Source organism: Polaromonas sp. JS666 (genome assembly GCF_900103405.1).
In the GTDB taxonomy this organism is placed as follows: Bacteria; Pseudomonadota; Gammaproteobacteria; order Burkholderiales; family Burkholderiaceae_C; genus Polaromonas.
The window spans coordinates 61,669-86,434 of record NZ_FNHX01000014.1 but is presented as its reverse complement, the minus strand read 5'-3'; the positions used below and the strand labels follow the sequence as shown (position 1 = coordinate 86,434).

Annotated in this window: 24 protein-coding genes and 2 pseudogenes; 5 read left to right on the top strand and 21 right to left on the bottom strand. The window is 62.9% G+C overall.

Features of this window, described 5'->3' with window-relative positions; genetic code table 11:
- Positions 1 to 21 precede the first annotated feature (21 nt).
- Positions 22 to 984: a Bug family tripartite tricarboxylate transporter substrate binding protein gene (locus BLQ85_RS22280; RefSeq protein WP_074580153.1), complete on the top strand. Its 963-nt coding sequence runs from the start codon at positions 22 to 24 to the stop codon at positions 982 to 984.
- Positions 985 to 1,371: 387 nt separating this feature from the next.
- Here the strand turns inward: BLQ85_RS22280 and BLQ85_RS22275 are convergent, their stop codons facing one another.
- The 7 genes from BLQ85_RS22275 to BLQ85_RS22245 form a co-directional block, all read right to left on the bottom strand.
- Positions 1,372 to 2,505, bottom strand: a complete 1,134-nt coding sequence (locus BLQ85_RS22275; protein WP_074580152.1) for an ABC transporter substrate-binding protein — start codon at positions 2,503 to 2,505, stop codon at positions 1,372 to 1,374.
- A gap of 105 nt (positions 2,506 to 2,610) precedes the next feature.
- Entirely contained in the window at positions 2,611 to 3,279 is a 669-nt protein-coding gene (locus BLQ85_RS22270; protein WP_074580151.1) for a glutathione S-transferase family protein, read from the bottom strand.
- Entirely contained in the window at positions 3,276 to 4,217 is a 942-nt protein-coding gene (locus BLQ85_RS22265; RefSeq protein WP_074580150.1) for a hydroxymethylglutaryl-CoA lyase, read from the bottom strand. The genes BLQ85_RS22270 and BLQ85_RS22265 overlap by 4 nt, the downstream gene beginning before the upstream one ends.
- Positions 4,218 to 4,233: 16 nt before the next feature.
- Positions 4,234 to 4,851, bottom strand: coding sequence for a 3-isopropylmalate dehydratase small subunit (leuD, locus tag BLQ85_RS22260; protein ID WP_074580149.1), 618 nt, complete (start codon positions 4,849 to 4,851; stop codon positions 4,234 to 4,236).
- Positions 4,848 to 6,254, bottom strand: coding sequence for a 3-isopropylmalate dehydratase large subunit (gene leuC, locus BLQ85_RS22255; RefSeq protein ID WP_074580165.1), 1,407 nt, complete (start codon positions 6,252 to 6,254; stop codon positions 4,848 to 4,850). Before leuC ends, leuD begins: the two co-directional genes overlap by 4 nt.
- 17 nt (positions 6,255 to 6,271) lie before the next feature.
- Entirely contained in the window at positions 6,272 to 7,237 is a 966-nt protein-coding gene (locus BLQ85_RS22250; protein WP_074580164.1) for a Bug family tripartite tricarboxylate transporter substrate binding protein, read from the bottom strand.
- Positions 7,238 to 7,265: 28 nt separating this feature from the next.
- Positions 7,266 to 8,468, bottom strand: a complete 1,203-nt coding sequence (locus tag BLQ85_RS22245) for a CaiB/BaiF CoA transferase family protein (protein WP_074580148.1) — start codon at positions 8,466 to 8,468, stop codon at positions 7,266 to 7,268.
- 54 nt (positions 8,469 to 8,522) lie between these two features.
- On the opposite strand from BLQ85_RS22245, the gene BLQ85_RS22240 reads away from it, so the two are divergent.
- A complete protein-coding gene (locus tag BLQ85_RS22240) occupies positions 8,523 to 9,218 on the top strand; it encodes an IclR family transcriptional regulator (protein ID WP_074580147.1) in 696 nt (231 codons plus the stop codon).
- 271 nt (positions 9,219 to 9,489) lie between these two features.
- Here BLQ85_RS22240 and BLQ85_RS22235 read toward each other — a convergent pair whose 3' ends face one another.
- From BLQ85_RS22235 to BLQ85_RS22200, 9 genes and pseudogenes are all read right to left on the bottom strand, one after another.
- Positions 9,490 to 10,239 carry a glutaredoxin domain-containing protein gene (locus BLQ85_RS22235; RefSeq protein WP_074580146.1) on the bottom strand — a complete coding sequence of 250 codons (750 nt, stop codon included), beginning with the start codon at positions 10,237 to 10,239 and terminating at the stop codon, positions 9,490 to 9,492.
- A 125-nt stretch (positions 10,240 to 10,364) separates the two neighbouring features.
- Positions 10,365 to 11,306, bottom strand: a complete 942-nt coding sequence (gene trxB, locus BLQ85_RS22230; RefSeq protein WP_074580145.1) for a thioredoxin-disulfide reductase — start codon at positions 11,304 to 11,306, stop codon at positions 10,365 to 10,367.
- A 46-nt stretch (positions 11,307 to 11,352) separates the two neighbouring features.
- A complete protein-coding gene (locus tag BLQ85_RS24845) occupies positions 11,353 to 11,505 on the bottom strand; it encodes a hypothetical protein (RefSeq protein ID WP_254806503.1) in 153 nt (50 codons plus the stop codon).
- A 90-nt stretch (positions 11,506 to 11,595) separates the two neighbouring features.
- Positions 11,596 to 11,742, bottom strand: a pseudogene (locus tag BLQ85_RS24985) (glutaredoxin domain-containing protein); the annotation flags it as partial.
- Positions 11,743 to 11,826: 84 nt separating this feature from the next.
- Positions 11,827 to 12,321, bottom strand: a pseudogene (locus tag BLQ85_RS22220) (LysR substrate-binding domain-containing protein); the annotation flags it as partial.
- 199 nt (positions 12,322 to 12,520) lie between these two features.
- Entirely contained in the window at positions 12,521 to 13,084 is a 564-nt protein-coding gene (locus BLQ85_RS22215; RefSeq protein WP_074580142.1) for a DUF4124 domain-containing protein, read from the bottom strand.
- Positions 13,085 to 13,225: 141 nt separating this feature from the next.
- The gene (locus BLQ85_RS22210; RefSeq protein WP_139201090.1) at positions 13,226 to 14,140 is read right to left on the bottom strand and encodes a helix-turn-helix domain-containing protein; all 915 of its coding nucleotides are present in this window, start codon (positions 14,138 to 14,140) and stop codon (positions 13,226 to 13,228) included.
- A 188-nt stretch (positions 14,141 to 14,328) separates the two neighbouring features.
- The gene (locus tag BLQ85_RS22205; RefSeq protein WP_074580140.1) at positions 14,329 to 15,228 is read right to left on the bottom strand and encodes an MBL fold metallo-hydrolase; all 900 of its coding nucleotides are present in this window, start codon (positions 15,226 to 15,228) and stop codon (positions 14,329 to 14,331) included.
- A gap of 55 nt (positions 15,229 to 15,283) precedes the next feature.
- Positions 15,284 to 15,922, bottom strand: coding sequence for a DsbA family protein (locus tag BLQ85_RS22200; RefSeq protein WP_074580163.1), 639 nt, complete (start codon positions 15,920 to 15,922; stop codon positions 15,284 to 15,286).
- A gap of 75 nt (positions 15,923 to 15,997) precedes the next feature.
- On the opposite strand from BLQ85_RS22200, the gene BLQ85_RS22195 reads away from it, so the two are divergent.
- On the top strand, positions 15,998 to 16,957 hold the full coding sequence (locus BLQ85_RS22195) for a LysR family transcriptional regulator (protein ID WP_074580139.1): 960 nt from the start codon (positions 15,998 to 16,000) through the stop codon (positions 16,955 to 16,957).
- Positions 16,958 to 16,960: 3 nt separating this feature from the next.
- Here BLQ85_RS22195 and BLQ85_RS22190 read toward each other — a convergent pair whose 3' ends face one another.
- The 3 genes from BLQ85_RS22190 to BLQ85_RS22180 are packed head-to-tail and all read right to left on the bottom strand — an operon-like array spanning position 16,961 to position 19,564.
- Positions 16,961 to 17,422: a DUF2917 domain-containing protein gene (locus BLQ85_RS22190; RefSeq protein ID WP_074580138.1), complete on the bottom strand. Its 462-nt coding sequence runs from the start codon at positions 17,420 to 17,422 to the stop codon at positions 16,961 to 16,963.
- A gap of 30 nt (positions 17,423 to 17,452) precedes the next feature.
- Positions 17,453 to 19,279 carry a BTAD domain-containing putative transcriptional regulator gene (locus BLQ85_RS22185; protein WP_139201089.1) on the bottom strand — a complete coding sequence of 609 codons (1,827 nt, stop codon included), beginning with the start codon at positions 19,277 to 19,279 and terminating at the stop codon, positions 17,453 to 17,455.
- A 9-nt stretch (positions 19,280 to 19,288) separates the two neighbouring features.
- Complete coding sequence (locus tag BLQ85_RS22180) at positions 19,289 to 19,564, bottom strand: DUF4242 domain-containing protein (protein WP_074580136.1); 276 nt, start codon at positions 19,562 to 19,564, stop codon at positions 19,289 to 19,291.
- Between the two features lie 209 nt (positions 19,565 to 19,773).
- On the opposite strand from BLQ85_RS22180, the gene BLQ85_RS22175 reads away from it, so the two are divergent.
- Positions 19,774 to 21,192: a MipA/OmpV family protein gene (locus BLQ85_RS22175; RefSeq protein ID WP_254806502.1), complete on the top strand. Its 1,419-nt coding sequence runs from the start codon at positions 19,774 to 19,776 to the stop codon at positions 21,190 to 21,192.
- Here the strand turns inward: BLQ85_RS22175 and mnmA are convergent.
- The gene (gene mnmA, locus BLQ85_RS22170; RefSeq protein WP_074580134.1) at positions 21,171 to 22,412 is read right to left on the bottom strand and encodes a tRNA 2-thiouridine(34) synthase MnmA; all 1,242 of its coding nucleotides are present in this window, start codon (positions 22,410 to 22,412) and stop codon (positions 21,171 to 21,173) included. The two genes, BLQ85_RS22175 and mnmA, sit on opposite strands and share 22 nt — an antisense overlap.
- Positions 22,413 to 22,619: 207 nt before the next feature.
- Here mnmA and BLQ85_RS22165 point away from each other — a divergent pair, with 207 nt between their 5' ends.
- A complete protein-coding gene (locus tag BLQ85_RS22165) occupies positions 22,620 to 24,221 on the top strand; it encodes an OpgD/OpgG family glucan biosynthesis protein (protein WP_074580133.1) in 1,602 nt (533 codons plus the stop codon).
- On the opposite strand, the gene BLQ85_RS22160 is transcribed toward BLQ85_RS22165, so the two are convergent.
- Positions 24,215 to 24,739 carry an NUDIX hydrolase gene (locus tag BLQ85_RS22160; RefSeq protein WP_074580132.1) on the bottom strand — a complete coding sequence of 175 codons (525 nt, stop codon included), beginning with the start codon at positions 24,737 to 24,739 and terminating at the stop codon, positions 24,215 to 24,217. The two genes, BLQ85_RS22165 and BLQ85_RS22160, sit on opposite strands and share 7 nt — an antisense overlap.
- Between the last annotated feature and the right edge of the window lie 27 nt (positions 24,740 to 24,766).

Here is a 24,766-nt window from a genome sequence, read left to right as displayed (position 1 = left end):
CAAATCAACAGGAGACAACGAATGAAAAAGATATTTGTAGCAGTTCTTCTCGGCGGCGCAGCCCTTGCCGCGCATGCCCAGTCATGGCCAAAGGACAAGGCGGTGACGATGATCGTTCCGTTCCCTCCGGGGGGCTCTACCGACATGATTGCGCGCACGCTCGCCAGCAAGCTCCCGGAAAAATTCGGCGGGACGTGGGTTGTACAGAACACCGCTGGCGCCGGAGGCACGATAGGGGCCGCCGCGGCAAAGCGCGCGGCGCCTGACGGCTACACCGTGTTCGTCTCGTCACTCGGCCCGTTCGTCATCGGCCCCCACCTGATGAAGGGACTTCAGTACGACCCGCTGAAAGACTACGACTATGTGAGCATTGTGGTTCAGGCGCCGAACGTGCTCGCCGTACCGGCGAACTCGCCTTTCAAATCGGTGGGGGCTGTCCTGGCTCATCTAAAGGCCAACCCTGGCAGGCTCGCGTTTGCATCGGCCGGCAACGGCACAAGCGATCACCTCACCGCCGAACTGTTTTGGCAGGAAACGCACACGAAAGGCACCCACGTTCCGTACAAAGGCGGGGCCCCCGCGATGCAGGACCTCATCGCGGGACAGGTCGATGCCACGTTCATGAACATCAATACGGGCATGCCGCAATTTCGGGGTGGTAAGTTGCGCCCTCTGGCGATCACGAGCACGAAGCGATCACCGCTGCTGCCAGAGGTTCCAACCATGGAGGAACTTGGCTTCAAAGGCGTGACGGTCTACTCCTGGCAGGCCGTCGCCTTGCCGAAGGGGACGCCTGCAGAGGTGCGGAACAAGCTGCACACCGCCATCGTGGAAATCGCAAAAGACCCCGGTGTCGCAAAACCCCTACTTGAGGTTGGCTTCGAGGTTGTCGCCAACACGCCGGAACAATTCACGGAGTTCCAGGCACGCGAATTCGCCCGCTGGAAGAAGGTGATCGAGGTCGGAAAGATAACCGCAGAATAGCAATCTGGTGGGCCTTGGGAGTCCCAAGGCCCCGGGGATGGGCGTTACGCAATGGTGATACTGGCGGTGTCGGAAACCATGCCACGGCGCAAAACTTTGCATCTAGGCATCAGTGCCAGAGACAGCACGACGTCAATCTCGCGCGGTCGAGACCCTTCGTTCATCTCAAAGTCATTTTCCAATGACCATGCGACCCGGTGAAAGTGGCAGACTCGCAAGGCAGATTGGAGTTGCTGAAAGGTCCGCGGCGATACCCTAATCGGCCATCGTCCGCAAACATCTCCTGCAGCAAGCACCTCAGTCAGCGAGGCGCGCAGGAGGCTAAAAAGCTTCTCAGCTTCGTGGCAGTGGTACATGAGAGACCGTGTGCGAGCTATATCAGTCGGGCTACTGGCGTATACGCCCTGCTTCGGTAACGATACTAAGCTCCACGAACCTGGAACCCGATCGATTACCCGGTTTGTAGCTCACCTTGTAGCCGCCCAGATCCACGTTATCGAGGCTCTCAAGCGCGTTTGAGAATCCCTCGCGCGAGACCTTGGCCCCCATCCGGCGAGCGGCTTCCACGATCACGGAGCCGGCTATATAACCTTCCATCATGGCGTAGCTGGGCGGTACTTCCAGATTGGGTGTAGCGGCAACGATATCGCTGAACTCCCTGCTAAGCTTCACCGAGATCTTGTAGGGGTTGGGAGTCACCTGCGTGATGGCTATGCCCTTCATGTGCTCCTCGCTCAGGCGTTTGGACATCTGCGCGATGTCGGCGCCGGAATGCGCGAACAATTGTGCCGCGCCCCCATCCAGGCGGTATTTTTCGATAAAGCCCGCCGCCGCCGAACCACTGGCGACAAGAATGATCGCCTGCGGTTCGGCCCTGATGAAAGCATCAACCACCGCGCTGGAAACTTTGGCTGTGCCGGGTGCATACGATCCCTTCACCGTCAGCTTCACGCTCTTGCTCTTCACTATTTCTTCGACCGCGGAAATCAACGGCGCCGCAGTCGGCCCTTCCTGGTGAAAAAGTCCCAGGCGGGTGATGCCGACCGTCGCCAGGTGTTCCACAATTTTGGTGACTTCGTCGCGCAGCGTGGCGCGCACGCTATAAACAAAAGGCGTTTCACCGCGCAGCCCTTCAACGCGGTAGCCCACCAAGGCGACCTTTTCATTCGCAAGCACCCCGGAGCTCACGAGCTCGTCGATGTTCCGGTCACCAAAATAACCTGCCAGGACTAAGGGACGGCTTTCGCTGAGCAGCAATTTGGTCGTGGTGACCGTTTCCGCAGGCTGGCCGTGATCGTCTTTGCGGGTCAGGCTGAAAGTATGGCTGTTGGGTCCGCCAGCTTTGTTGGCCCTATCCAGGGCCAGCTGAATCCCCGTTGAATAGGCCCGAGCCTGGGCGGCGTCCAGTCCGGTCAAGGGGGCAGCCTGCCCCACCACGATAGAGGCTGCCCCGGCCGCTAAGGAAGTGCAGAAAAGGCAACCGGCGAACAGATTTCTGAGAGTTAGTTGAAAACAGGCCATGGCGATGTCCCCTCTTTAATATGAGTAACAGTTGTTGATCGAAAAGGCTGTCTGTGGTTTGTTCTGCTCAGATATCTCGGCTCACGTACGGTTCATGCCCGGCCCTCAGTGCGCCGAAAGAGGCGCCGGTGTCAACGAAACTCCCTGCGCACTTGCCGCCGTGTCCTGGATCTTCAACGCTCGGATGAACGCGTCACGCCGCTGGAGTCTCTGCCAGTACGCCGCGACCGAAGGGGTGAACCTGGGTGCGAGTCCAAGGTACTCGGCCAGCATCAGCGCGTACCCCACGGAAATATCGGCTGCCGTGAACCGGCTGGCGCAAAGATATTCACCTTCGGCAAGGCGCGGTTCAAGGGTTCGCAAGCGCGCAAGAAACCATTTCGCATAGTCGCTGGCGACGGAAGGCACGCGCTTTTCTTCAGGCTCGAAGAAGGAATAGCGAAGCACCAGTGTCTGCGGGAAGGTCAGCGTGGCTTCCCCGAAATGCAGCATGTTCAGATAATCGCCATAGTCCGGCTCCCCCGGCTCGACCTGCATGGGTGTGGGCTTGCACAGTGAGCACAGGTACTGGCATATTGCCGCGGACTCTGTCATCCGGGTGTCGCCGTGCACCAGCAGCGGGATGGTTCCCAGCGGATTGAGATCCAGGAATGTCCGGTCGTGCACACGCGGCGGAAAGGGCAGCATGACGACCTCGAAGGGCAGCATCAGCTCCTCCAGGGCCCACAGCGCGCGAAACGAGCGCGCGCTCATGCAGTGGTACAGCCGGATCATCGCGCGGCGCTCCCAGCCCGGGCGGTCGGTGCGCCTTCGGCTTTGTGCAGACGTAGCCGCGGCCCGGCCCGCATGACTTGCCCAGGCAACTGGCGTCCCAGAATTGCTTCCAGCTGCAGCGAGGCCTGGATGAGAAGGTCCAGGTCGACGCCGGTGCTGTGGCCCTCTTCGTGCAGGAAGTGAACCAGATCTTCCGTGCAGACATTGCCGGTCGCGCCTGGGGCGAAGGGGCACCCTCCGACACCGCCCAGAGAGGACTCGTATTCGGTGATCCCGAGAGACAGCCCGGCCGATACATTCACCAGGCCAAGCCCTCGCGTGTTGTGAAAGTGCAGCGAGAGCCTTGCGTCGGGCACGGCGTCGCGCAGGGCCGTGCACACATTTGAGACAATTCGAGGGGTAGCCATGCCAGTCGTATCGCCAAGCGTAATGCGTGAGACGCCCAAACGGGTCAGGGCCTTTGCGATGTTCACAACGGACCGGATGTCCACATCCCCTTCGAAAGGACAACCGAAGGCGGTCGCGATGGCGCCGCGAACTTTGAGCCCACCTTCTCTGGCGACCTCTACGACCTCCTCAATGGCCACCAAGGACTCATCGATACTTCGGTTCAGGTTCTTGCCGTTATGAGTCGGGCTTGCCGACACAAAGCAGACGATTTCGTCCACCACCGCCCGACGTGCCCTGTGCACACCCCTGACATTGGGAGCAAGCGCGCTTACCACCGTACCGGCCGGTCGCTGGAGCCGGCCAACGATGTCGTCTGCATCCGCCAACTGTGGAATTGCCGCTGGTGCCACGAATGAAGTGGCCTCCACAGTTAGAATTCCCGCTGAAAAGATCGCCTCGATGAGGCTTACTTTGTCGTTGGTGGGTATGAAGCGGCTTTCGCTCTGGATTCCGTCACGCGGCCCCACTTCTGTGATGGTGATCTGCATAGGTCTAATTTCCTTGCTACCGCGGGCCCCAGACCCACGGCCTCAACTGCCGGTCATCATGTTGGAACTTGGCGATGGCTTCCTGGTGACGCATCGCAAAGCCGATGGGGTCTATGCCTTCGAGAAGCGCCTGGCGATGCGCCGGGTTGATGGTGAAAGACGTGGTGATGCCGTTTGGAAACGTGACAAGACACGATGACAGGTCGACTGATACTGCTTTTTCCTTCCGGTCCTCCAGCATGGCCAGCAGCTCTTCAACACGCTCTGCCGGCAGGACAAGGGGCAGGATGCCGTTGTTGACACAGTTTTCATAGAGGATGGAAGCGAAGCTTGGGGCGATCACGCACCTAAATCCGTAGTCGGCCAAGGCCCAGACCGCATGTTCTCGCGAGCTGCCGCATCCGAAGTTGGCTCGCGTGACCAGGATGGAGGCGTTCCTGAACTGCGCGCGGTTCAACACGAAGTCAGGATTCTCATGCCCCTCCTGGGTGTACCGCCACCGATGGAGCAAGAACTTGCCCAACCCCGTTTTCTTCAAGGTGTAGAGGTGCTGGACTGCAATGAGTGCGTCGGTATCGACGTTCTCCACGGGAAGCGGAGCCGCGATTCCTCGCAGGTGCAGGAATGGAGTCATGATTCAGTATTCCTTGGATCGACTATGCAGCCGGCGAGCGCGGACGCCGCTGCGGTTGCCGGGCTGGCGAGGTGAGTGCGTGCGCCGGGCCCTTGTCGGCCCTCGAAATTTCGATTCGATGTTGCGACACAGCGACTGCCCGGTGGAACTCTGTCGCTATTGACGGCGGCGCACATGGAACAGCCGGGTTCGCGCCATTCGAATCCCGCCTCGATGAATGTACGGTCCAGGCCAAGCGCCTCCGCTTCCTTCTTCACGAGCATGGACCCAGGAACCACCATGGCCCTTACATGGCGAGCTACATGCCGGCCCTTGACCACGGCCGCAGCCGCCACCAGGTCTGACAGGCGGCTGTTGGTGCAGGATCCGATGAAAACCGCGTCAATTTTGAGGCCCAGGAGGCGATCCCCAGGGGCGAGTCCCATGTACTGCAGCGCACGAACCGCCGCCTCGCGCTTCTTGCCATCCACGAGGTTGCCTGGGTTCGGCACCGGCTGGTCGATGGGCATGACTTGCTCGGGGCTGGTGCCCCAGGTGATCTGCGGCGTGATGGCATTCACGTCGAATTGCAACTCGGTGTCGAACCGCGCCGCTTCGTCTGACGCAAGCCCTTGCCAGTGCTGTACTGCCTGGTCCCAAAGGGCGCCTGTGGGCGAGTACGGACGTCCAAGCAGGTAGGCCAGCGTCTTCTGGTCCGGTGCGATCAATGTGGTGCGCGCGCCTGCTTCAACGCCCATGTTGCACATGGTGAGCCGACCCTCGATGGGCATGGCCGTGATGGCCGGGCCCGCGAGTTCCAGCGCGTAGCCTGTCGCGCCCGCCGTGCCGACGTGGCCTATGACGTAGAGGATGATGTCTTTGGGCGTGACGCCTGCGGCGGGCTTCCCTTTCAATGTGATCCGCATCGTCTTTGGTTTGCGGATGGCGAGTGTCTGCGTGGCCAGAACCTGTTCGACGGCTGAGGTTCCTATCCCCCAGCCCCAGGCCCCCAGCGCGCCCACCGTTCCCGTGTGGCTGTCCCCGCACACCACGGTCATTCCCGGCAACACGAGGCCGAGCTCGGGCGATATGACATGGACGATCCCTTGCCACGGATCCTTGACATCGAAATGACGAATGCCATGAGTTCTGGTGCTCGCGCGAAAAGCGCGAATCAGCTCGGCCCCGCCTTCCACTGTTTCGTCCGATCGATCATGTTCGGTCGACACCAGGTGATCGGTCGTGGCAAAGGTGAGCGATGCGTTGCGCACGGGCCTTCCTGCCTGGATCAGCCCATCGAACGCCTGCGGGCTTGTAATTTCATAGAGCAGGTGGCGGTCGATGTGGATCAGCGATTCACCACCGGGCAGGTCCACGATGTGATGCTGCCGCCAGAGCTTTTCGAACAGGCTGGAGGCGCTCATCGGCTGGCTCATCTGGCTCATTGGATGACGGCGCCGGAGCGGCTCACCAGTGCTCCATGCTTGGCATATTCGTCGCGCAGGAATTGCGCAAGAGCGTCCGGGCCCATAGGGAGCGGGACCGCGCCCTCCGCGCGAATCTGGCCTTTGAAGGCGTCGGATTCGATGGTCGCGGTGATGGCTTTGTTCAGCTTCTGGACGACGGCGGTAGGCATGCCCTTGGGCCCGACCACCGCGTACCAAGCGTCCAGGACGCACCCCGGGAATGTCTCGGCCAGCGCCGGCACATCGGGGAGCTCAGGCACGCGCTTGGCACTGCTGACGCCCAGCACTTTCAGGCGCCCCTGCTTGACCAGACCCTCCACGCTCGCGTACGAAAAGAATGCAACATCGACAATGCCGCTGACGAGGTCTGGTACCACCGGGCCTGCTCCTTTGTAGGGGACGTGTGTGAGCTTGAATTTGCCTTGCTCCTGCATCAGCATTCCTGCGAGATGAAGGATGGTGCCGTTGCCCGAAGACCCTAGGGTGATCTTCTCGGGATCGCGCAGTGCCAGCTGCCGAAGCTCGGCCGCCGTGTTTGCGGCGAAACCGGACCGCGTCACCAGGACCATGGGCGTCTTGGCGACGCCTGCGACCGCCGTGATGTCTTTCAATGCGTTGAAGGACAGCTTCTTATAGAGATGGGGAAAGACCACATAGTTGGAGCTGATCAGGCTCAGCGTGTATCCATCCGGTTCCGACCTCACGAGTTTTTCCGAGCCGAGAACCCCGCCGGCGCCCGGTATGTTTTCGACGAAAAACGGGACACTCAAAGCTCGTCCTAGGTGGTCTGCCAGCCGCCGTGTCATCCCGTCGGCGCCCGAGCCTGCCGAGTTAGGCGTCATGAAGCGGACGGGCTTCGAAGGGTAGGGATCGGCCGCCCAGGAAGGCAGGCCGTAAAGCAGGGCCGACGTGGCAAGCAGATTACGTCTATTGATAAGCATGGTTTTGTCTCCTTTGTAGTAAGCGGTGTCAGCGCGGCCCGGCAACCACGCCTCGATTGAAAAGCTCTTCTTTTTCGCCGGTGGTCAAGCCCCAGGCATCCAGGTACCGTTCAGTCTGGGCGCCTATTTCCTGCGGCTGAATGCGAACCTCCGGCGCCTGGTCGTCAATGCGAAACGGCATGGCCGGAACGCTGGCAACCTTTTCGCCCACCGCGACTTGCAGCAGCGAGCCATTTGCCAGCAGATGCTCGTCTTCCAGGAGGTCCAGCGGCGTTCGCACCGGGCCGAATGGAACCTTGGCCTTTTTGCACAGCGCTTCGGTTTGCGCCACCGTCAGTTCTGCAAACCTTTTGGCAAGGACTTCCAGCATCCAGGGCCGCGCATCGACTCGCGCCGCATTGCTGACAAGGCGCGGGTCGCGAAGCAAGTCCTCAAGACCGAACGATGCGCAAAAGCGCTCCCACTGAGCATCACTGGTAAGGCCGATGAAGACTTGTCCGTCCGCGCATTGGCACAGGTCGTATAGGCACCAAGCCTGCGTTCTTGCCGGCATCGGCACGACCGGTGTATCGCCGAATTGGGCCATGGCCATGTGCTGGCCGACCAGGAAGGCGGTGGTTTCATACAGCGCGCTCGTGACCTTGGCCCCGCGACCGCTTTGCTCTGCAGAGCGAAGGGAGGCGATGATGGCGATGGCCGCGAACATTCCGCCCGTCATGTCGACGACGGAGGCCCCTGCGCGGATGGGCTGACCCACGGGGCCTGTCATGTAAGCAAGGCCACCCATCATCTGAACGACTTCATCAAGCGCCGGCCGGTCCTGATATGGCCCGGGCAGGAAGCCCTTCATGGAGCAATAGACAAGTTTCGGGTTTGCCGCCCGCGCTTCTTCATATCCGAGGCCGAGACGGTCCATCACATCCGGGCCGAAGTTCTCGATCACCACATCCGCCCACTCGAAGGCGCGATGCATGACTTGGTTCGAAAGTGAACTTTTGAGATCGATGGCCACGCTTTCCTTGTTGCGATTGAGGTAGCCAAAGAATCCCGAGCCAAACCCCTTCAAACTACGGGTGGGGTCCCCTTCCACCCGTTCGATGCGAACGACTTGCGCACCGAGATCGGCGAGGATCAACCCGCAAGTAGGGGCCATGACAGTGTGTCCAAAATCGAGAACCTTGACCCCTTCAAGAGGGAGGCTGCGATTTTCTGAAGAAGTATTGTGTTTCATCTAATGAAGCAGTATGATCGTGCAATGAAACAAGAATAAATGGAAGGAATTGAAATGTCAAACATAGAGCCGACTGCAAAGGACGGGATTCGGGTCACCGCGCTTGAACGAGGCCTTCGCCTGCTCATGGCGCTTCGATATGACGAGGGCAAAAAACTCAGTGACCTGGCACGGGCCACCGATCTCGACAAGGCCACCGCATCCCGCCTGTTGAGGTCCTTGGCCTTGTTCTCCTTTGTGCTGAAGGACGAGCAGGATCGTTATCGGCTCGGCCCTGCCATTGCCGTGTTGGAGCGCACGGGCAACTCAACCCAGGGCATCGCCCCGGTCGTGCAGCCAACGCTCGAGCGTTGGGCGGAGAAAACCGGTGAAACGGCAAGCTTTTTTGTTCCGCACGGCGAGTTACGCTTGTGCGTGGCCGTTGCTTCCGGCCAGCATGCGGTCAGCCATGTCTTAAATGTGGGAGACACGCTCGCCACGCAACGCGGTGCCAGTGGCCGTGTGATCCGCATGTTTGCCGCGGGTCGCCCTGAGGCAAACGTCGAGTTGCTGCAAACTAGCATCGGAGAACGCGATCCCGAACTCGCGGCGGTCGCGTTTCCAGTCTTTACCGGCCAAAACAGACTGCTCGGCGCCCTCTCTTTGTCGGGAACTTGCACGCGCTTCTCCTCGCAGAGCCATCTACAAACTCTGCAGCAGGCGGTTGCACAGGCGGCGGGAGAGATTGAAGGGCTATTGTTGGGGCAATAGCCGTGGTGCGTCATCAGGGCCAGGAACACCAGTTTTTCCATACTGATAGAAGGCGTTGTATTGACCTTCACTCAAATTTGGCCCGAATTGAACACCCTCCGAGTCGAGTCCTCCGCGAGCGTTCAGGGTCGGGTCAGTTCCTACGAAATCTTCAGAGCCCTCCCTGAATCCATCGCATGCCTTAACTTTGGCCAACAGAGCAGCAATAGGCATGAGTGCCGCCACCTTCACTACTGCCGTCAGCAATGAAGATGGCGGTTGGTTCCCCTGATCATTCCCAAAGACCTCTCGGCAGCGGAAGCCCGTCGAGAACTTCACTTGTCAGACGCCTGCCCAGTGCAATGCCATCTGCCTCCGCCCACGAAACAATCTGACGGGTGTGTTGCGCTGAATGCCACACGGAGCGCTCAAGGAATACGTGCATCGGATGAACGCCGTAAAACATCTTGAGTTCTCGCGTGCAGCTGCGATCCTCAAGATTGTTCCACCAGTCTGCCAAACCCTTCTTCTGCTTTTCGGCGTAAGTAAGAATCGCCGGGAGGTCTGTACCGGGGGGCGCGTTCTCTGTCGTCACTACCGACCAGTCTTCAATACCGTTAACCACAGTCTGCAGGAAGGCATCCGGCACCTGAAATATGTGGTGCGAGATGTCTCGAATCGTGCGCGGCCGCGCGGCCGGCCTCGTGTCCAGACGTGCCTCAGGTATACGAGCGATCGTGTCCGTTGCGACGTCCAGGATGGTCGTCCACCGATCGACAAGTTCCGCAGGAGGTAAACGTTCGGCACTGTGGCCCACGCCGACAAACTTTGCGACGTCGTCCAGCGATTGGGCGAACACATAGTCTCTGCCGCGCACAACCACTGGGATTGTGCGAACACCCAAAGTCGCGAGAAATTTCATGGCGGCGGGGTCCGCAGCCACATTGACAGATGTGTAGGTTACTTTCTTATCCGCAAGGAACTCTTTGACTCTGACACAGCTTGAGCACCCTGGGGCCCAGAAAACCTTGACTTCTTCCATCACCAGCTCCGTTCGTTAAAGGATGATCGACTTTAGGACGACACTGACCTGACCGCTATTCAAGTTTGATAAGGCCTCTTCACGCAAGACGATGCCATCGCGGCGAGTTAGAGTGCCGCGCGCGCTCAGGAATCCAGAAATCGTTGAGCATCCAAGGCTGCCATGCAGCCGCTTCCGGCGCTGGTGACCGCCTGCCGGTAGATATGATCCTGAACGTCGCCTGCGGCGAATACGCCTGTGATACTGGTCATGGTGGCGTAGCCATCCTGAGCGGACCGTGTCTTGATGTAGCCATCCGCCATCGACAGTTGCCCTTCGAAGAGATGGGTATTTGGTTGATGTCCGACTGCGATGAAGCAGCCGTTAACTTCGACAAGCTCGCTGGCGTTCCGCAGCTGGTCGCGTAGCTGTACCCCCGTGACGCCGGCATCGTTACCCACCACCTGTTCGACCACGCAGTTGATTTTCAGCTCGATCTTTCCCTCTTCGATTTTCTTGCGCAGTCGGTCCATGAGGATCGGCTCAGCGCGGAACTTTTCTCGCCGGTGAATCAGAGTGACCTTCCTGGCAATGTTTGAAAGATAAAGGGCCTCTTCCACGGCGCTGTTTCCACCGCCCACGACGCAGACGTCCTGATCGACATAGAAGAAACCATCGCAGGTCGCGCATCCAGATACGCCGCGTCCGAGAAACGCTTGCTCCGAAGGGAGCCCGAGGTATTTGGCAGATGCACCCGTGGCGATGATGAGTGCGTCGCATGAGTAGGTATTTTCGTTCCCAACGAGCACGAACGGCCGACTTTGCAGATCCACATTGACGATGTGGTCGACCACCACCTGCGTATTGAACCGCTCTGCATGATGCAAAAACCGCTCCATCAGCGCCGGCCCCATCACGCCTTGAACATCGGCCGGCCAGTTTTCGACGTCTGTGGTCGTCGTGAGCTGGCCACCCTGCACGTTTCCGGTGATGAGCGTGGGGGCGAGATTGGCCCGCGCTGCATAAATGGCCGCGGTGTAACCGGCGGGACCCGAGCCCAGAATGATCAGTTTGGAATGTTTACGCATGAGTAAGTCACCAATGTTTGTTGCCTGAAAGCCGTTGGGCCCCGACCTATTCCCAGATGCCTTCGGGCATGGGCAAGCCCTGCAGGACTTCCTTCGTCAACTGCTGCTCGACGGGACCTCCGTTTTCCTTGCACCACCAGAGGAGTTGGTGCGTGTGATGGGCGCTGTGCCAGGTGGAGCGCTCCAGAAAGGAATGCATGGAATGCACGCCATAGAACATCTTCAGTGGTTGCCTGCAGCTTCGATCTTCGAGGGTGTCCCACCATTGGGTCAACCACGGGATAGATCTGGTTCCCAGAGAGGACAGGAATTTCATGGCCGCGGGGTCTTTTGCTAGGTTGACTGACTGGTAGGGGACTCCCTTGCCAGTCAGAAATTCCTTGACGCGGACACAGCTGGAGCCCCCAGTTGGCCAGTAAACGGTGAGTGCTTCCATGGTGCAGCCCAGTTGAGTGATGAAGCCTTCACTCTAGAGGCAGCATTGCACTGGCGCTATTCAATGTGCAGAGGGGGTGTTCGTTTAAGTCGATGACGCATCCGGGATGGGACGAATGCCGACCCACGTCCCTTCCGCCAGTGCCTCGCGAATCAAGTTTTCCAACAGCTCATAGACGGCGGTCGCGGTCGCTCCCAGTGGGAGGTGCTCGGATGTACACAGCACGACATTTCTGGAAAGGTCCAGCGGATTGATCACAAGCGAGCAGCCGGATTCGCTCTTGAGTTGCTTTTGCAGAGCCGATGCAGGCAAAACCGTGTGGACGTTACCGGCCTCAACGACGTCGACCAGGGTTCGGAGGGAGTCAACCTCCGCAAGCGGCTCCGCGGTGACACCGTGGGCGGCCAAGCCGGCTTGGACGATTCTTCTCATCCCAGTCTGGCCACTTGAAAGTATGAGCGGATACTGCGCGACCTCAGCGATGGACATTGCGCGCTTACGTGGTTCGACTCCCGATTTGGCCGGGGACACTAGGTAAATCATCTCGTTGAAGAGGGGATGTTCCGCAATGCCAGGCGAAGGCTCGAACTGGTATCGTCGTTTTCAAAGCAGAGGGTGGCAATCGTTCTTACTTCTGACATGGGGCACTACTGACCTTCATCTTGCTGTGAAGCAGGGCATTTGAATTGCCTGCGGTTTATGGAGGCCGGTGGGATCGGGAACTGCGCGCCGGGTCGGGGGCAGTCGATCAAGTCCATCGAAGTTGCGCAGTGCTTGTCTACTTGATGCAAGCCGTGAAGTGGTTGTTGCCGTTGGACATGCACTGGTAGAAGGCACGGTCCTTGCCCGTGGCGGACTGGCAGCCGGCCACAGTGGTCTCTGCCTTGGCGCGGCGCAACCTGGCGGCATTGTTGTCGTAATCCACCTGGGTGATGTAGCCGGTTTTCAGGTTCTTGGCGCTCACTTCCAGCGCCGTATCCGCCTGCTCCTGCGCATTCCTGACCGCGCTGCTGCAGTCCAGCGGCACCTCTTTGCTGTCTTTGGTTCCCAGGGCCTTTTCCATGCCCTTGGCAAAGTCCTGCACGTCTTTGGGAATCTTTTTGGTGCCGTCGGCGTTGTACTCGGTGGGGCGTACCTTGCCGTTGTTGTCACCGCCAAAGCTGCTGTTGCTGTGCAGTTTCAGCGCCTCACTGGGTTTATCGTTGGCGGGCGGCTGCTGGTCGTAGTGGGTTTTGCCCTGTGCATCCACCCATTTGTAGACGCCCTGAGCGTGGCTCACAGAGGCAACGGACAGCACGGCCAGGCTGAGGCCGAGAAGTTTGGGACTGATCTGCAAGCGCATGGTGGGGCGAGCCGGGCAAACAAAAGACTTGGATGTTACGCAAGCGCGAGGAGGCGGTCTTGAATCAAAACGACATTTGCGGCGCGTATTGTGGAATTGGACGCAACAGGAATTGCGGCCCGTGGACAAGGTCCAGAGCCGTCAGCGCGCCTTCAGTGCTTGCCTCAAGCGGTAAGGCCAGTAGGACTCCTGGGTTTCAATGGCGCGTTGCAGGTCCGTTGGATTCAAGCCCGAGTAGCGTTTGACTTCCCGGCACAAGTGCGCCTGGTCGGAGAATCCCATGGCATGGGCGACATCCACCAAAGACGGGCCTCCAAAGGCGTTGGAGCCGTGCCCCCGTGTCAATGTTGACTCCATGCGGACCAGACCGCGGATCGCGCGCATGGGAAGTCCCAATTGCCCCTTGATGAGCCGCTCCCGTTGGCGCGTGCTTTGCCCAAGGGTTGAGGCGGAGGCGCGCAGCGCTACCGCATCGACCCAGTCATTGAACAAGGTCAGGCCATCCGGCGACGTTGCCGCCGGCCGTGGAGCACGTACCGGTATCCAACGAGGCGTTAAAAAGGCTTCAATGATTTGAATGCGTTCCAGGTCGTCGCCGGCCCGCAGGACGTCAATCGCCATTTGCTGCCAGTCTTTGCCGAGCACGGTTTGCAGGTTCCTGGCCTGGTCAAGCAAGCTCGTCACATTCAAATCGGTCAGCGCATGAAACGCATCCGGAAAAATAGTCAGTGAAAACCCAAGGGCCGGGCCGTGGCTTTGCCAAACCGTGGGTTGCGTGCGAGGGCCGCGCAAGACAACACGCCTTGACGACGCGAGCCATTCGCCATCGCCGATAGGCATGGATGATCGTCCGCCCTGGATCAACCAAACAATGCTGACCAGCGGAGACACCGGCAAATGACTAAAGCTTTGTTTGGGGCTCAGCTGGGCGTTTAAAGTGTCGCGCACCACATAAGCGCACACGCAATCCGCCAGCAAGGGCGGCGGCTGGAACAGCGACGTGCGCGTGCCGGGGTGTATTGCCCCGTCATCCACATCCAGATGGTTTATTGCCATGTTTTGCATTCAACAGCGAGGCGATCAAGCTCCCAACGCCCTTTACTTCCAACCGGGATGTTAGCGGCTGTCGTCAATGCGGGTTCTGTCTTCAAAGATTCAAAGCCCGCGCTCCGGGAGGAGGGCGGGCTTTTTCTTTAGTTGCGCATCCGGATGCCGAGATCCGGCCGCACCGCTTCAACCCCGCCTCAACCCCACTTCATCTCGCCCCTGGCGACCTTGGCGCCGATTTGCAGGGCCACGCCCATGCCGGCGTTCGGGTAACGCTTGGTCATCGCCGCAATGAGGGCGGCGCTGTCGGCAGCCTTGGCAAGCTCTTCCTCGAAAGCGACGAGATAGTCGCGGGTGTATTTGATCGCGCTTGCATCCACCGCCGCCGTGACCGCCATATGGCCGGGAACGACCACGGCGGGCTTGCGCGCGGCCATGGCGTCCAGCGCCTTCACCCAGGCGGCACGGCCCTCGGCGCCCTGCGTGTCGGCAGTCCACACGTGCACGCCGGAGAACAGCAGAACGCCGCCGAAGATGGCGTTCAGCGAAGGCACCCAGATATAGCGGCGATTCGCAAGGTCGTCGACGTCGACGATCTCCAGCGCCTGGCCTTCGAGGGTGAGGGTCCGGCCGTCGAAGGCTTCGGGCATCACGATGTCGGCCAGGGCTTGCGGGCCGCTTTCCTTGAGCTGGGGGCCCCAGGTCGCCAGTTTCTTTTCCACATTGCCCTTGATGGCCGCTATCGTGGCCGGCGCGGCGATCACCTTGGCATCGGGAAACGCCGCCTTGATGGGCCCGAGGCTGAAGTAGTAGTCAGGGTCGCTCTGGCTGATGTAAATGGTCGTGAGCTTTTTGCCCGTGGCCTTGATGGCCTCGGCCAGCGCCTTGCCGTTGGGAAGCGTGAAGCCGCCATCGATCAAGACGGCCTCGCGGTCGCCGGAGATGAGGACCGGGGCGCGGAAGAATCCATGCTCGCCGGCGGGAAAGTGTTTCCAGGTCAGATTGGTATTTGCAGCCATAGCGCTTTTCACTCCTAAGATGGCCGTCGCGACACCCGCGGCGGCTACGGTTTTGAGGGTTTCTCTTCGTGTGGTCATGGTTTTGCTTTCTTGCAGTTAACTAAATAAAAAAGGTTTGCTGGGCGCGCTTGGCTCAGGCCGCCTCGAGCTCGTTGAGCAATGCGCGTGGGTTGGAATAAAAAGCCGCGTGGTTCACGACCCAGCGCCTGGCGCCCGATTCGGCAACCAGGGTCGGCACGCCGTGGGCGCCGAATTCCCGCATCAAGGCCTGTGCCCGGCCGGTGCGCGCCCGGTTCGCCGCGAGGAGCGCCTCATCGGGCTGCGCGACCATCGCCGCCGCCTGCACCAGGCCCAGCCCTTGCAGAAGGCCGGCCAGCGTGGCCAGCGAGCTCACGTCCTTGCCGTCCACATAGCGCCCATGCTGCACGGCCTTGAGGGCTTCGAGTTCCCTGGCGGGCGTTGTCAATGACACCGCCGTCAGCGCCAGCGTGGCCGGGCCGCTGTCGAAAAGCCGCTGGTGATCACCGAGCACCTGCTGGCGGTACTGCTCGCTGAAGCGCTGCCCGGTCAGGCGTTCTATGCGCTGGTCGTTGGACCAGGCGTAGGCGGCGAACTCGCTGTCCATGGGTCTTGCGCCCGCGCCGGAGAACAAGCCGGTGGGCAGCAATTCGACGCTGACGTCGGGGATTTCCAGCAAGGCGGAGAGCACCGGCGTGGCGCCGTAGCACCAGCCGCACAGCGGGTCGAAGAGGTAATGCAGGGTCTTGGTCATGGTTTGTTGGCTCACTGGCTGTGATCGTAGGCAGGATCAATTGACTGTTAAAGACATCTCTGATAAACACAATGTATGTTTAAAGCAAACAATCACGACGACGGCGGCCTCGGTGGGTTGGGAAACCTGAGGCGCCTGGCCTACTTCGCGGCGGTGGTGGAAACCGGCTCGTTCACCGCGGCGGCGGATCGCCTGGGCATCACCAAGGCCGTGGTCAGCCAGCAGGTCGCGCGGCTGGAGCGCGAGTTCCGCACGTCGCTGCTGGTGCGCACCACACGCAAGGTGCAGCCCACCGAACTGGGCCAGGCCTTTTACCTGCGCTGCGCGCTGATCCTGCGCGAGGCCGGGAATGCCTTCGACGACCTGGCCGAAACCTCGGCGGAGCCCTCAGGCATGCTGCGGCTCACCGCCCCCTTCGACTATGGCGTGGGTGTCGTGGTGCCGGCCATCGCCGCTTTCACCCGGCGCTACCCCGCGTGCAAGGTCGATGCGGTCCTGAGCGACCAGACGATGGACCTGATGTCCGGCAACTTCGAACTGGCGATCCGTGTCGGCTGGCTGGCTGAAACCAGCTTGCAGGCCCGAAAAATCGGCGCCTTCCGTCAACTGCTTGTGGCGCCGCCGGCCATGAAGGCCCAAGTGGCGCGGCTCACGCGCCCGCAAGACATCGCCGGTCTTCCCTTTGTCGCCAACACCGCCTTGCGTGACCACCTCAGCTGGAATTTTTCGCTCAACGAGACAGAGCGAGAGGCCGTGCCTGTGCAGGCCTCGATTTTTCTCGATGCCACACTGGCCGTGCGCGAGGCCGTATGCCAGGGCGCGGGGCTTTCGGTGTTGCCCGACTATGCGGTGGCCGGCGACCTTGCGGCCGGCCGCCTCATCGAGGTCCTGCCGCAATGGCAGCTGCCTTCGGGTGGCATCCACGCGGTGTTTCCGGCCGCGCGCTTTCGTCCCGCCAAGGTGCGCGCCTTTGTCGACCTGCTGGCGGACAGGGCGCAGCAAGGGCAGGCCGCCAGCGAGGCGAAGGAAGGCTGAGTTTCAGCAGCGCCGGCCCGGTTCCCGCGCCCCGCCGCCTTCCAGTGTGACGAACAAGGCATGGCCGCCGCTGATGTCGCCATGGCCGCGCGCGCGCCTGGCAGCCGCCGCGGCCTTGCGCGCCAGCGCCGCGAAGCCGCGGGCCGCCACAAAAGCCAGGAAGGCCGCGCCGCTCAAGGGCCGGGCCAGCAGGGCGCCGGCCAGGCCCGGGCGGCGGGGTTCCCAGTGCAGGCTCACGCCCCGCGTGCTTTGCGCGGGCTCGATCACCGCGTTCTCATGATCGCCAAGGCGCACGCGCTGGCCGGCAGCGATGAAGTGGTCGCCGGGGTCCTGGCCCCGCGTGAGCCAGAGCCGGCCGCGCAGCACCGTCAGTTCGCCGCCGCGCCGGGGCAGGCGCAGCGCCTGGCCGGGCAGCAGGCGCCGGGTTCCGCCGTGAAACACGGCGTCTTTGGGTTTTGTCTTCATGATCAAGCTCTTGGGGTGTCGCCGCCGCCGTCAAAGCCCGGCGAGGGTCTGCAGCGCGGGGTTGTCGATCTGGCCGGCGAGCAAGGCGGCCGCGGCCGTGCTTGCGCTGTCGCCCAGCGCGCCGCGGTGCAGGCAGGCGCGCACCGTGAGCTCACGCATGCCGCTGCGCGCGGCCAGGTCCTGTAGCTCGTTGATCCAGGCCGAGGCCTGGGGCATGGCCTCGGCCACCGCGACGCCGCACAGCGCATCGAGCGCATAGCCCTTGCCCCACAGGTAGGCGTCGGGCAGGCGCACGCAGCGCGCCAGCGCGTCGACCAGGATCTCGGCCGCGCGCCGCGGTTCGCCACGCGCCATGGCCACCCGCCCCAATCCGCGGCCGGCAATGCCTTCCCAGCAGGGGTCGCCGATCTGGCAGCCAAGCGCAAAGGCATGCTCGAAACGGTTCGCGGCGGCCTCCACGTCGCCGCGCAGCAGGTCGACCTCGGCCCGCAGTGATTGCGGCCAGGGCACAAAAGCCGTCCAGCCCGGCTGGGCCAGGGCCACCGAGCGGTCCAGAGCGTCGGCGGCGGCGTCCAGCTCGCCGTGCAGCAGCAGCGCGCGCCCCAGCATGGACAGCGCATAGGCGAGCTGTTTGTGGTCGCCGGCCGCGGCGCCCAGCGCCTCGGCTTCGCGCAGCAGGCTGATGGCGGCCGTGTAATGCGCGGTGTCGCTGAGCGCGCTGCCGTGCACGGTGGCAATGCGCGCCTGCTCGGCGCGGTCGCCGCCCGCCAGCGGCGCGGCGCGCTGCAGCCAGGCCAGCGTGCGCTCGTAGCGGCCGCGCAGGAATTCGACATAACCGAGCTCGCGGCAAGCCGCCGCGGCGAGTGCCGGCGAGGCGTTGCGGCCCACCTCCAGGGCTTCGTGAAGCGCCGTGGCGCCTTCCTCGTCGCGGCCGCGGGCGGCATGCACCAGCGCGCCGCCCAGGGCCACGCGGGCACGCGCGCGCAGCGCCGTGTCGCCGGTGGCGTCGGCCTCGACGATGGCGCGGCGCAGGCATTGCAGGCCGGCGTCGAGCGCTCCGGCGCCTATGGCGGCCTCCCCGGCCTCCAGCTGCGCCAGTGCCGCGGCGCGCCCCGTGGCCGGCCGCGCGGTGGGTGTCGCGGTGGCGGTGCGCAGGGCGGCATCCAGTGTGGCGCCCGGCTGCACGCCGAGTTCGCGCTGGAACAATTCACGGCAGGCGGCGGCCTGGCGCGCCGCGCCCACGCCGTCGCCGCAAGCGGCCAGGCTGCGCACCAGCAGCGCCTGGTAGTTTTCGTCCAGCGGGTTGTGGCGCACCAGCCGGCCGGCCAGTGTGGCGGCTTCGGCCATGGCGCCTGCCGCCATGCGGGCCAGCGCGGCCTCGCGCAACACGGCCTCGGCGGCGGCCTGAAGGTGGCGGCGTTCCGTGGCGAGCCAGACCTCGAAGGCCGGGCTGCCTGAAAAATTCATGCCTTCGAGCAGCTCGCGGTCCAGGCCGGGCACGCACAGGGCTTGTGCCCAGCTTCCCGACAGCACGGCCCGGAGGTCGACGTAGGTCGCAGGCGCCAGCGCAAGCGCCAGCAGGTCGCCGCGCAAATCCGCGCTGTCCAGCAGGCGCCGCAGCTCACTGAGGTTCCAGCGCAAGGCGGCCAGCGGGTCTTCGGCATCTTCGAACAGCAGTCCCGCCAGCTGCTTGCGGCTGACCGGCGACTCGCTGCGGACCAGGTAGGCCAGCAGGCCCCAGACCTTGTGGCCGCGCGGCGCCGGCAGGGGCCTGCCATCCCGCTCCACCCGCGGCGGGCCGAGCAGGTGGATGGCAAGCCCCAAAGGCGGCGTCTCGTTCGGGGCTTGCGGATCCACAGGCGGGCCTCAGGCTTCGGCGGTGGTGGGGTCTATGACGCCGGTGACCTGCGCGACGGAGTCCGCCGGGAAGCCGCCCCTGCGCGCATGTTCCCTCACGAGTTCCTCGCTGGCCGCGTTGTAGACGCAGTACATCTTGCCTCCCGTCAGGTAGCTCTGCACCCACTGCACGTCGGGGCCGAGTTCGCGCAGCACGCCGCACGATTTCTGGGAAATGGAGTGCAGCTCGGCTGGCTTGAGGGCGCCGAGTCCGGGGATGGCACGTTCGATCACGAATTTGGGCATAACAGTCTCCGTTGAGTGAATGGAGACCCGACGATAGGCAGTGTACGTGTGAGCCGGCGTGTGAGGGTAAAGCCCGCATGGAGATAAGCGCCTATCCGATCTGTGCCTGTTTTCTTACAAATCGGCCGTGGGAAATGCGTTGTTCGTGGATAGCATCGAGGGTGTTTGCCGCGCCTGCCGGGCGCGGCCGGCATCCAACACCTAAAAAAATGATGAATCGTTTCCCTTTGCTCTCTTTGCCGCGCGGCATCCCGCGCGGTTTCGCCCTTGCGCTGGGCGGTCTGTGCGCGGCCGCGACGGCCCTGGCCGGCGGCAACGTCGAGCCGATCACCGACATTCTCCCGGCCACGGGCAGCGCCGGGCTCGGCATGGTGATGCGCGTCGAGCGCTCGCCCTACAAGGACGCGGGCAGCCGCTACGACCTGCTGCCGCTCTACCTTTACGAAGGCGAGCGGCTGTTCCTGCACGCCAACCGCGGCGGCGTGAAGCTGCTCAACGGCGACGAGCGGCGGCTGGACCTTTTTGTGGAGCAGCGCCTGGAAGGCTTTCCCACCGAGCGCCTGCCGGCCAGCCTGGCCGGCATGTCGGCGCGCGATTCCGCCATCGACCTGGGCCTGGCCTACCGCTGGCGCCAGCCCTGGGGCACGCTGCAGGCCGAGCTGGTGCACGACATCGGCAACACCTACAAGGGCAATGAGCTTCGCCTCGGCTATTCCTATGACTGGCGCTCCGGCCCCTGGATGCTGCGCCCCAGCCTGACGGTGGCGTTTCGCGACGCCAAGCTCAACAACTATTACTACGGTGTGCAGGCCGGCGAGGCCACGGCGAGCCGTCCCGCCTATGCGCCGGGCGCGGGTGTGCAGACTTCCCTGGGGCTTTACGGCTCTTATGACCTCACGGAGCGCTGGCGCCTGCTGGCCGGCGTGTCGGCGACCTTCCTGGGCAACAAGGTCAAGGACAGCCCCATCGTGCAAAAAAGCGTGCTGCCCGCGGTGTATGTGGGCGCGGCCTACGATTTCGGCGGCCACAAGCGCGAATGGGCCGAGAACGACACGCCCACCTACTTCAAGGTGCTGTACGGCAAGTCCACTGAGGACGGCTGCCACCTGGCCAAGATCATCACGGCGCAGTGCCTGTCAACGGCCAAGACCAATGCCACCAGCATCACCGGCATCCAGGTCGGCAAGCCTTTTCTGAGCAACGTGAACGGCTGGCCGCTGGACTTCATCGGCTATGTGGGCCTGACGCACCACAACGAGCGCGGCCTGCAGGCCAACGGCGTGCAGCTGGACCTGTTCATGAAGGCCGTGTACTCGGGCTTCCCCTGGAGCGACCGCGTGAAGACCCGGCTGGGCCTGGGCGTGGGGGTGTCGATGGCGCAGCGCGCCCCTTACATCGAGTCTTCCAGCCTGGCGGCCAACGGCAAGCCGGCCTCGCGCATGCTCAACTTCCTGGACCCGACCCTGGACGTGAGCCTGGGTGACCTGATCGGCTACCGGCCGCTCAAGGAAACCTATATCGGCTTCGGCGTGTCGCACCGCTCGGGCATTTTTGGCTCGTCGCGCCTGCTGGGCAACGTCAACGGCGGCTCCAACTACATCTACACCTACGTCGAAACGGCGCTGTGACGCACCGCGCCGGCGGAGGGTGACACGGTGGCCGCAGGCTGGTTCTGCACATTGCTGGCGGTGATCACGCCGCCGCCCAGGCAGACCTCGCCCTGGTAAAGCACGGCCGATTGCCCGGGTGTGACCGCCCATTGCGCATCGGCAAACGCCAGCTCGCAGCTGTCGCTGGAGGCCCGGCGCAGCTCGCAGGCCGCGTCGGCCTGCCGGTAACGCGTCTTGGCAGCCATGGCGCCGGGCGCGGGGGCGCTGCCCGCCACCCAGCTGCAGTCCTGCGCCGTCAGCACCGTCGATTGCAGCCAGGGGTGGTCATGGCCCTGCACCACCCACAGCGTGTTGGTCTCCAGGTCCTTGCGCGCCACGAACCAGGGTTCGTGCTCGCCCACGCCGCGCAGCCCGCGCGCCTGCGCGGCCTTGAGGTCGGCGCCTTTGGCTTTGACGCCGCCTATGCCCAGGCCCTGGCGCTGGCCCAGCGTGTAGAAGGACAGGCCCACGTGTTCACCGAGCACGCGGCCCTTGTCGTTTTTGATGGGGCCGGGCGCCTTGGCGATGTAGCGGTTCAGGAAATCGCGGAAAGGGCGCTCGCCGATAAAGCAGATACCGGTCGAGTCTTTTTTCTTCGCGTTGGGCAGTCCGATCTCGTCGGCGATGCGGCGCACCTCGGTCTTGTGCAGCTCGCCCACCGGGAACAGCGTCTTTGACAGCTGCGCCTGGTTCAGGCGGTGCAGGAAGTAGCTCTGGTCCTTGGCCGGGTCCAGGCCCTTGAGCAGCTCATGCAGGCCGGTCGCTTCATTCTTGCGGACTCTCGCATAGTGGCCGGTGGCGATTTTTTCCGCGCCCAGACGCATGGCGTGGTCCAGGAAGGCTTTGAACTTGATCTCGGCGTTGCACAGGATGTCGGGGTTGGGCGTGCGGCCGGCCTGGTATTCGCGCAGGAATTCGGCGAACACGCGGTCCTTGTAGTCGGCCGCGAAATTGACGTGTTCTATCTCTATGCCGATGACGTCGGCCACCGCGGCGGCGTCGACAAAATCGATGTTGGACGAGCAGTACTCGCTGTCGTCGTCATCTTCCCAGTTCTTCATGAAGATGCCTATGACCTCGTGGCCCTGCTGTTTGAGCAGGTGCGCCGTCACGGCGGAGTCCACCCCGCCGCTCAGGCCGACGACGATGCGTTGTCGCTTGCCGCCGTGGCTGTGTGTGTTGATTTGCGGGTTGCCCATGGCCCCATTGTAAAAAGGCAAAGGCTTTTGCGCCGGCTCGGGGCCTTACGGCCCTGCCGGCCATGCGGCTGTAGACCGCAGGATGGTGCCCAGCAGAGGCGAACCACCGGGTTTGCTGAGCCGTTCGGACTAATGTCGATGGCCGCGGCGCGTCGCCGCGGATGTTTCCAGCACAATGGAAAGCCCCTTCTTGCAGGAGCTGCCACTTTGCAACGACGTCAATTTCTTTCCCGCACCGGCCGGGCCGCGGCGGCGGCCGGCATGGCCACCGGCCTGCCGTGGCTGTCATCGCTGGCGCAGGCCGCGGGCCTCAAACCCGTGGGCAAGGCCCAGGCCTTCGACTACGCGGCGCTCAAGGGCCAGGCGCGCGACCTGGCCGCCAAACCCTACCGGACCCGGGCGGTGGCCTTGCCCTCCGGTATTGCGGACCTGAACTGGGACCAGCACCAGGCCATCCGCTTTCGCGACGACCATGCCTTGTGGGGCGATGACAAGCTGCGTTTCGTGGCCAAATTTTTCCATCTCGGCCTGTATTTCAAGACGCCGGTGCGCATGCACGAAGTGAGCAACGGCCAGGCCCAGGAGCTGGCCTATGACCCGGCCATGTTCGACTACGGGAAAAGCGGCGTGCGGGGCGAGCAACTGCCCGCCGACCTCGGTTTTGCCGGCTTCCGCCTCAATTTCCACACCGATCCCGTGCGTGACGTGGCGGCCTTTCTGGGCGCGAGCTACTTTCGCGCGGTGGGCGGCGAATGGCAGTACGGCCAGTCGGCACGGGGCCTGGCCATCGACACGGCGCAAACCTTCCCGGAAGAGTTTCCGGATTTCATCGGCTACTGGCTCGAAAAGCCGGACCCGAAGGCGGCTTCACTGACCGTCTACGCCCTGCTGGACTCGCCGAGTGTCAGCGGCGCCTACCGCTTTGTGATCACGCCGGGCGACACGCAGATCATGGACCTGGACGTGGCGCTGTACCCGCGCAAGACCATAGACCGCCTGGGCATTGCGCCGTGCACCAGCATGTTCCAGACCGGCGAGAACGACAGGCGCATGGGTTGGGACTGGCGCGGCGAAATCCACGACACCGACGGCCTGGCCATGCACAGCGGCACGGGCGAATGGCTGTGGCGCCCCTTGACCAATCCGGCGCAACTGCAGTTCAACGCCTTCCAGGACGACAACCCGCGCGGTTTCGGCCTGATGCAGCGCGACCGCAACTTTGACCACTACCAGGACGACGGTGTGTTCTACGAAAAACGCCCCAGCCTGTGGGTTGAGCCCAAGGCCGGTTGGGGCGCCGGCGCGGTGCAACTGGTGGAAATCCCGACCGTGGATGAAACCTTTGACAACATCGTGGCCTTCTGGAACCCCAGGGACAAGCCGCAGGCGGGGCAGGAACTGCTGTTTTCCTACCGGCTGCACTGGGGCGGCCAGCCGCCCGCCGCGCAAGGGCCGCTGGCGCGCTGCGTGGCCACGCGTACCGGCCTGGGCGGCGTGGTGGGGCAAAAGCGCACCGCCTACTCACGGCGTTTTGCGGTCGATTTTGCGGGCGGCGACTTTGCGCTGCTGAAGGCCGGGGCCCCGGTCAAGGCCGTGATCACCGCCTCGCGCGGCACGATTGAGTTGACCTCGGCCCGGCCGCTGGACGCCATCAAGGGATGGCGCGCCATGTTCGACCTGCGCCCCGATGGCGAGAGCACGGTACCCATCAACCTGCGCATGCATTTGCAGGTCGACGGCCAGCCCTTGACCGAAACCTGGCTGTACCAGTGGGCGCCGCCGCCCGTGGCGCAACGGATTTTTTACTGAGCCCCGGGCTGGCCCAGCGGTGCATGCACGCTGGCATCCGTGGTCACCAGCTCCAGCGGGTAGCGCTTGCCGGCCAGGTAGTCTTCCAGGCAGGTCAACAGCAGGGGGCTACGGTGCTTGGGTACGCTGGCCCGGATTTCGTCAGCCGTCAGCCAGACGGTGCGCACAATGCCTTCATCCAGCGCCTGGCCGGGGACGTGGTCGCCGAGCTCGCCGCAAAACGCGAAGCGCAAATAGGTGATGTCCAGCGGCTGGTCCTGGCCGGGCACGGCCCGCTCGAAGCGTGACAGGTAGACGCCGACGATGGCCGTGGGCTTGAAGTGCCAGGCAGCTTCTTCCAGCGTTTCACGGGCGCAGGCCTGAACCGGGCTTTCGCCCGGGTCCAGGTGGCCGGCGGGGTTGTTGAGCTTGAGGCCGTCCCGGGTCTCCTCCTCCACCAGCAGGAACTTGGGGACGCCGTCGATTATTTTTTCTATGACCGCAGCGACCGTGACGCTGGGCTTCCATCGATTGTTCATGCATTGATTATCCGTGGCGCGCGTGAC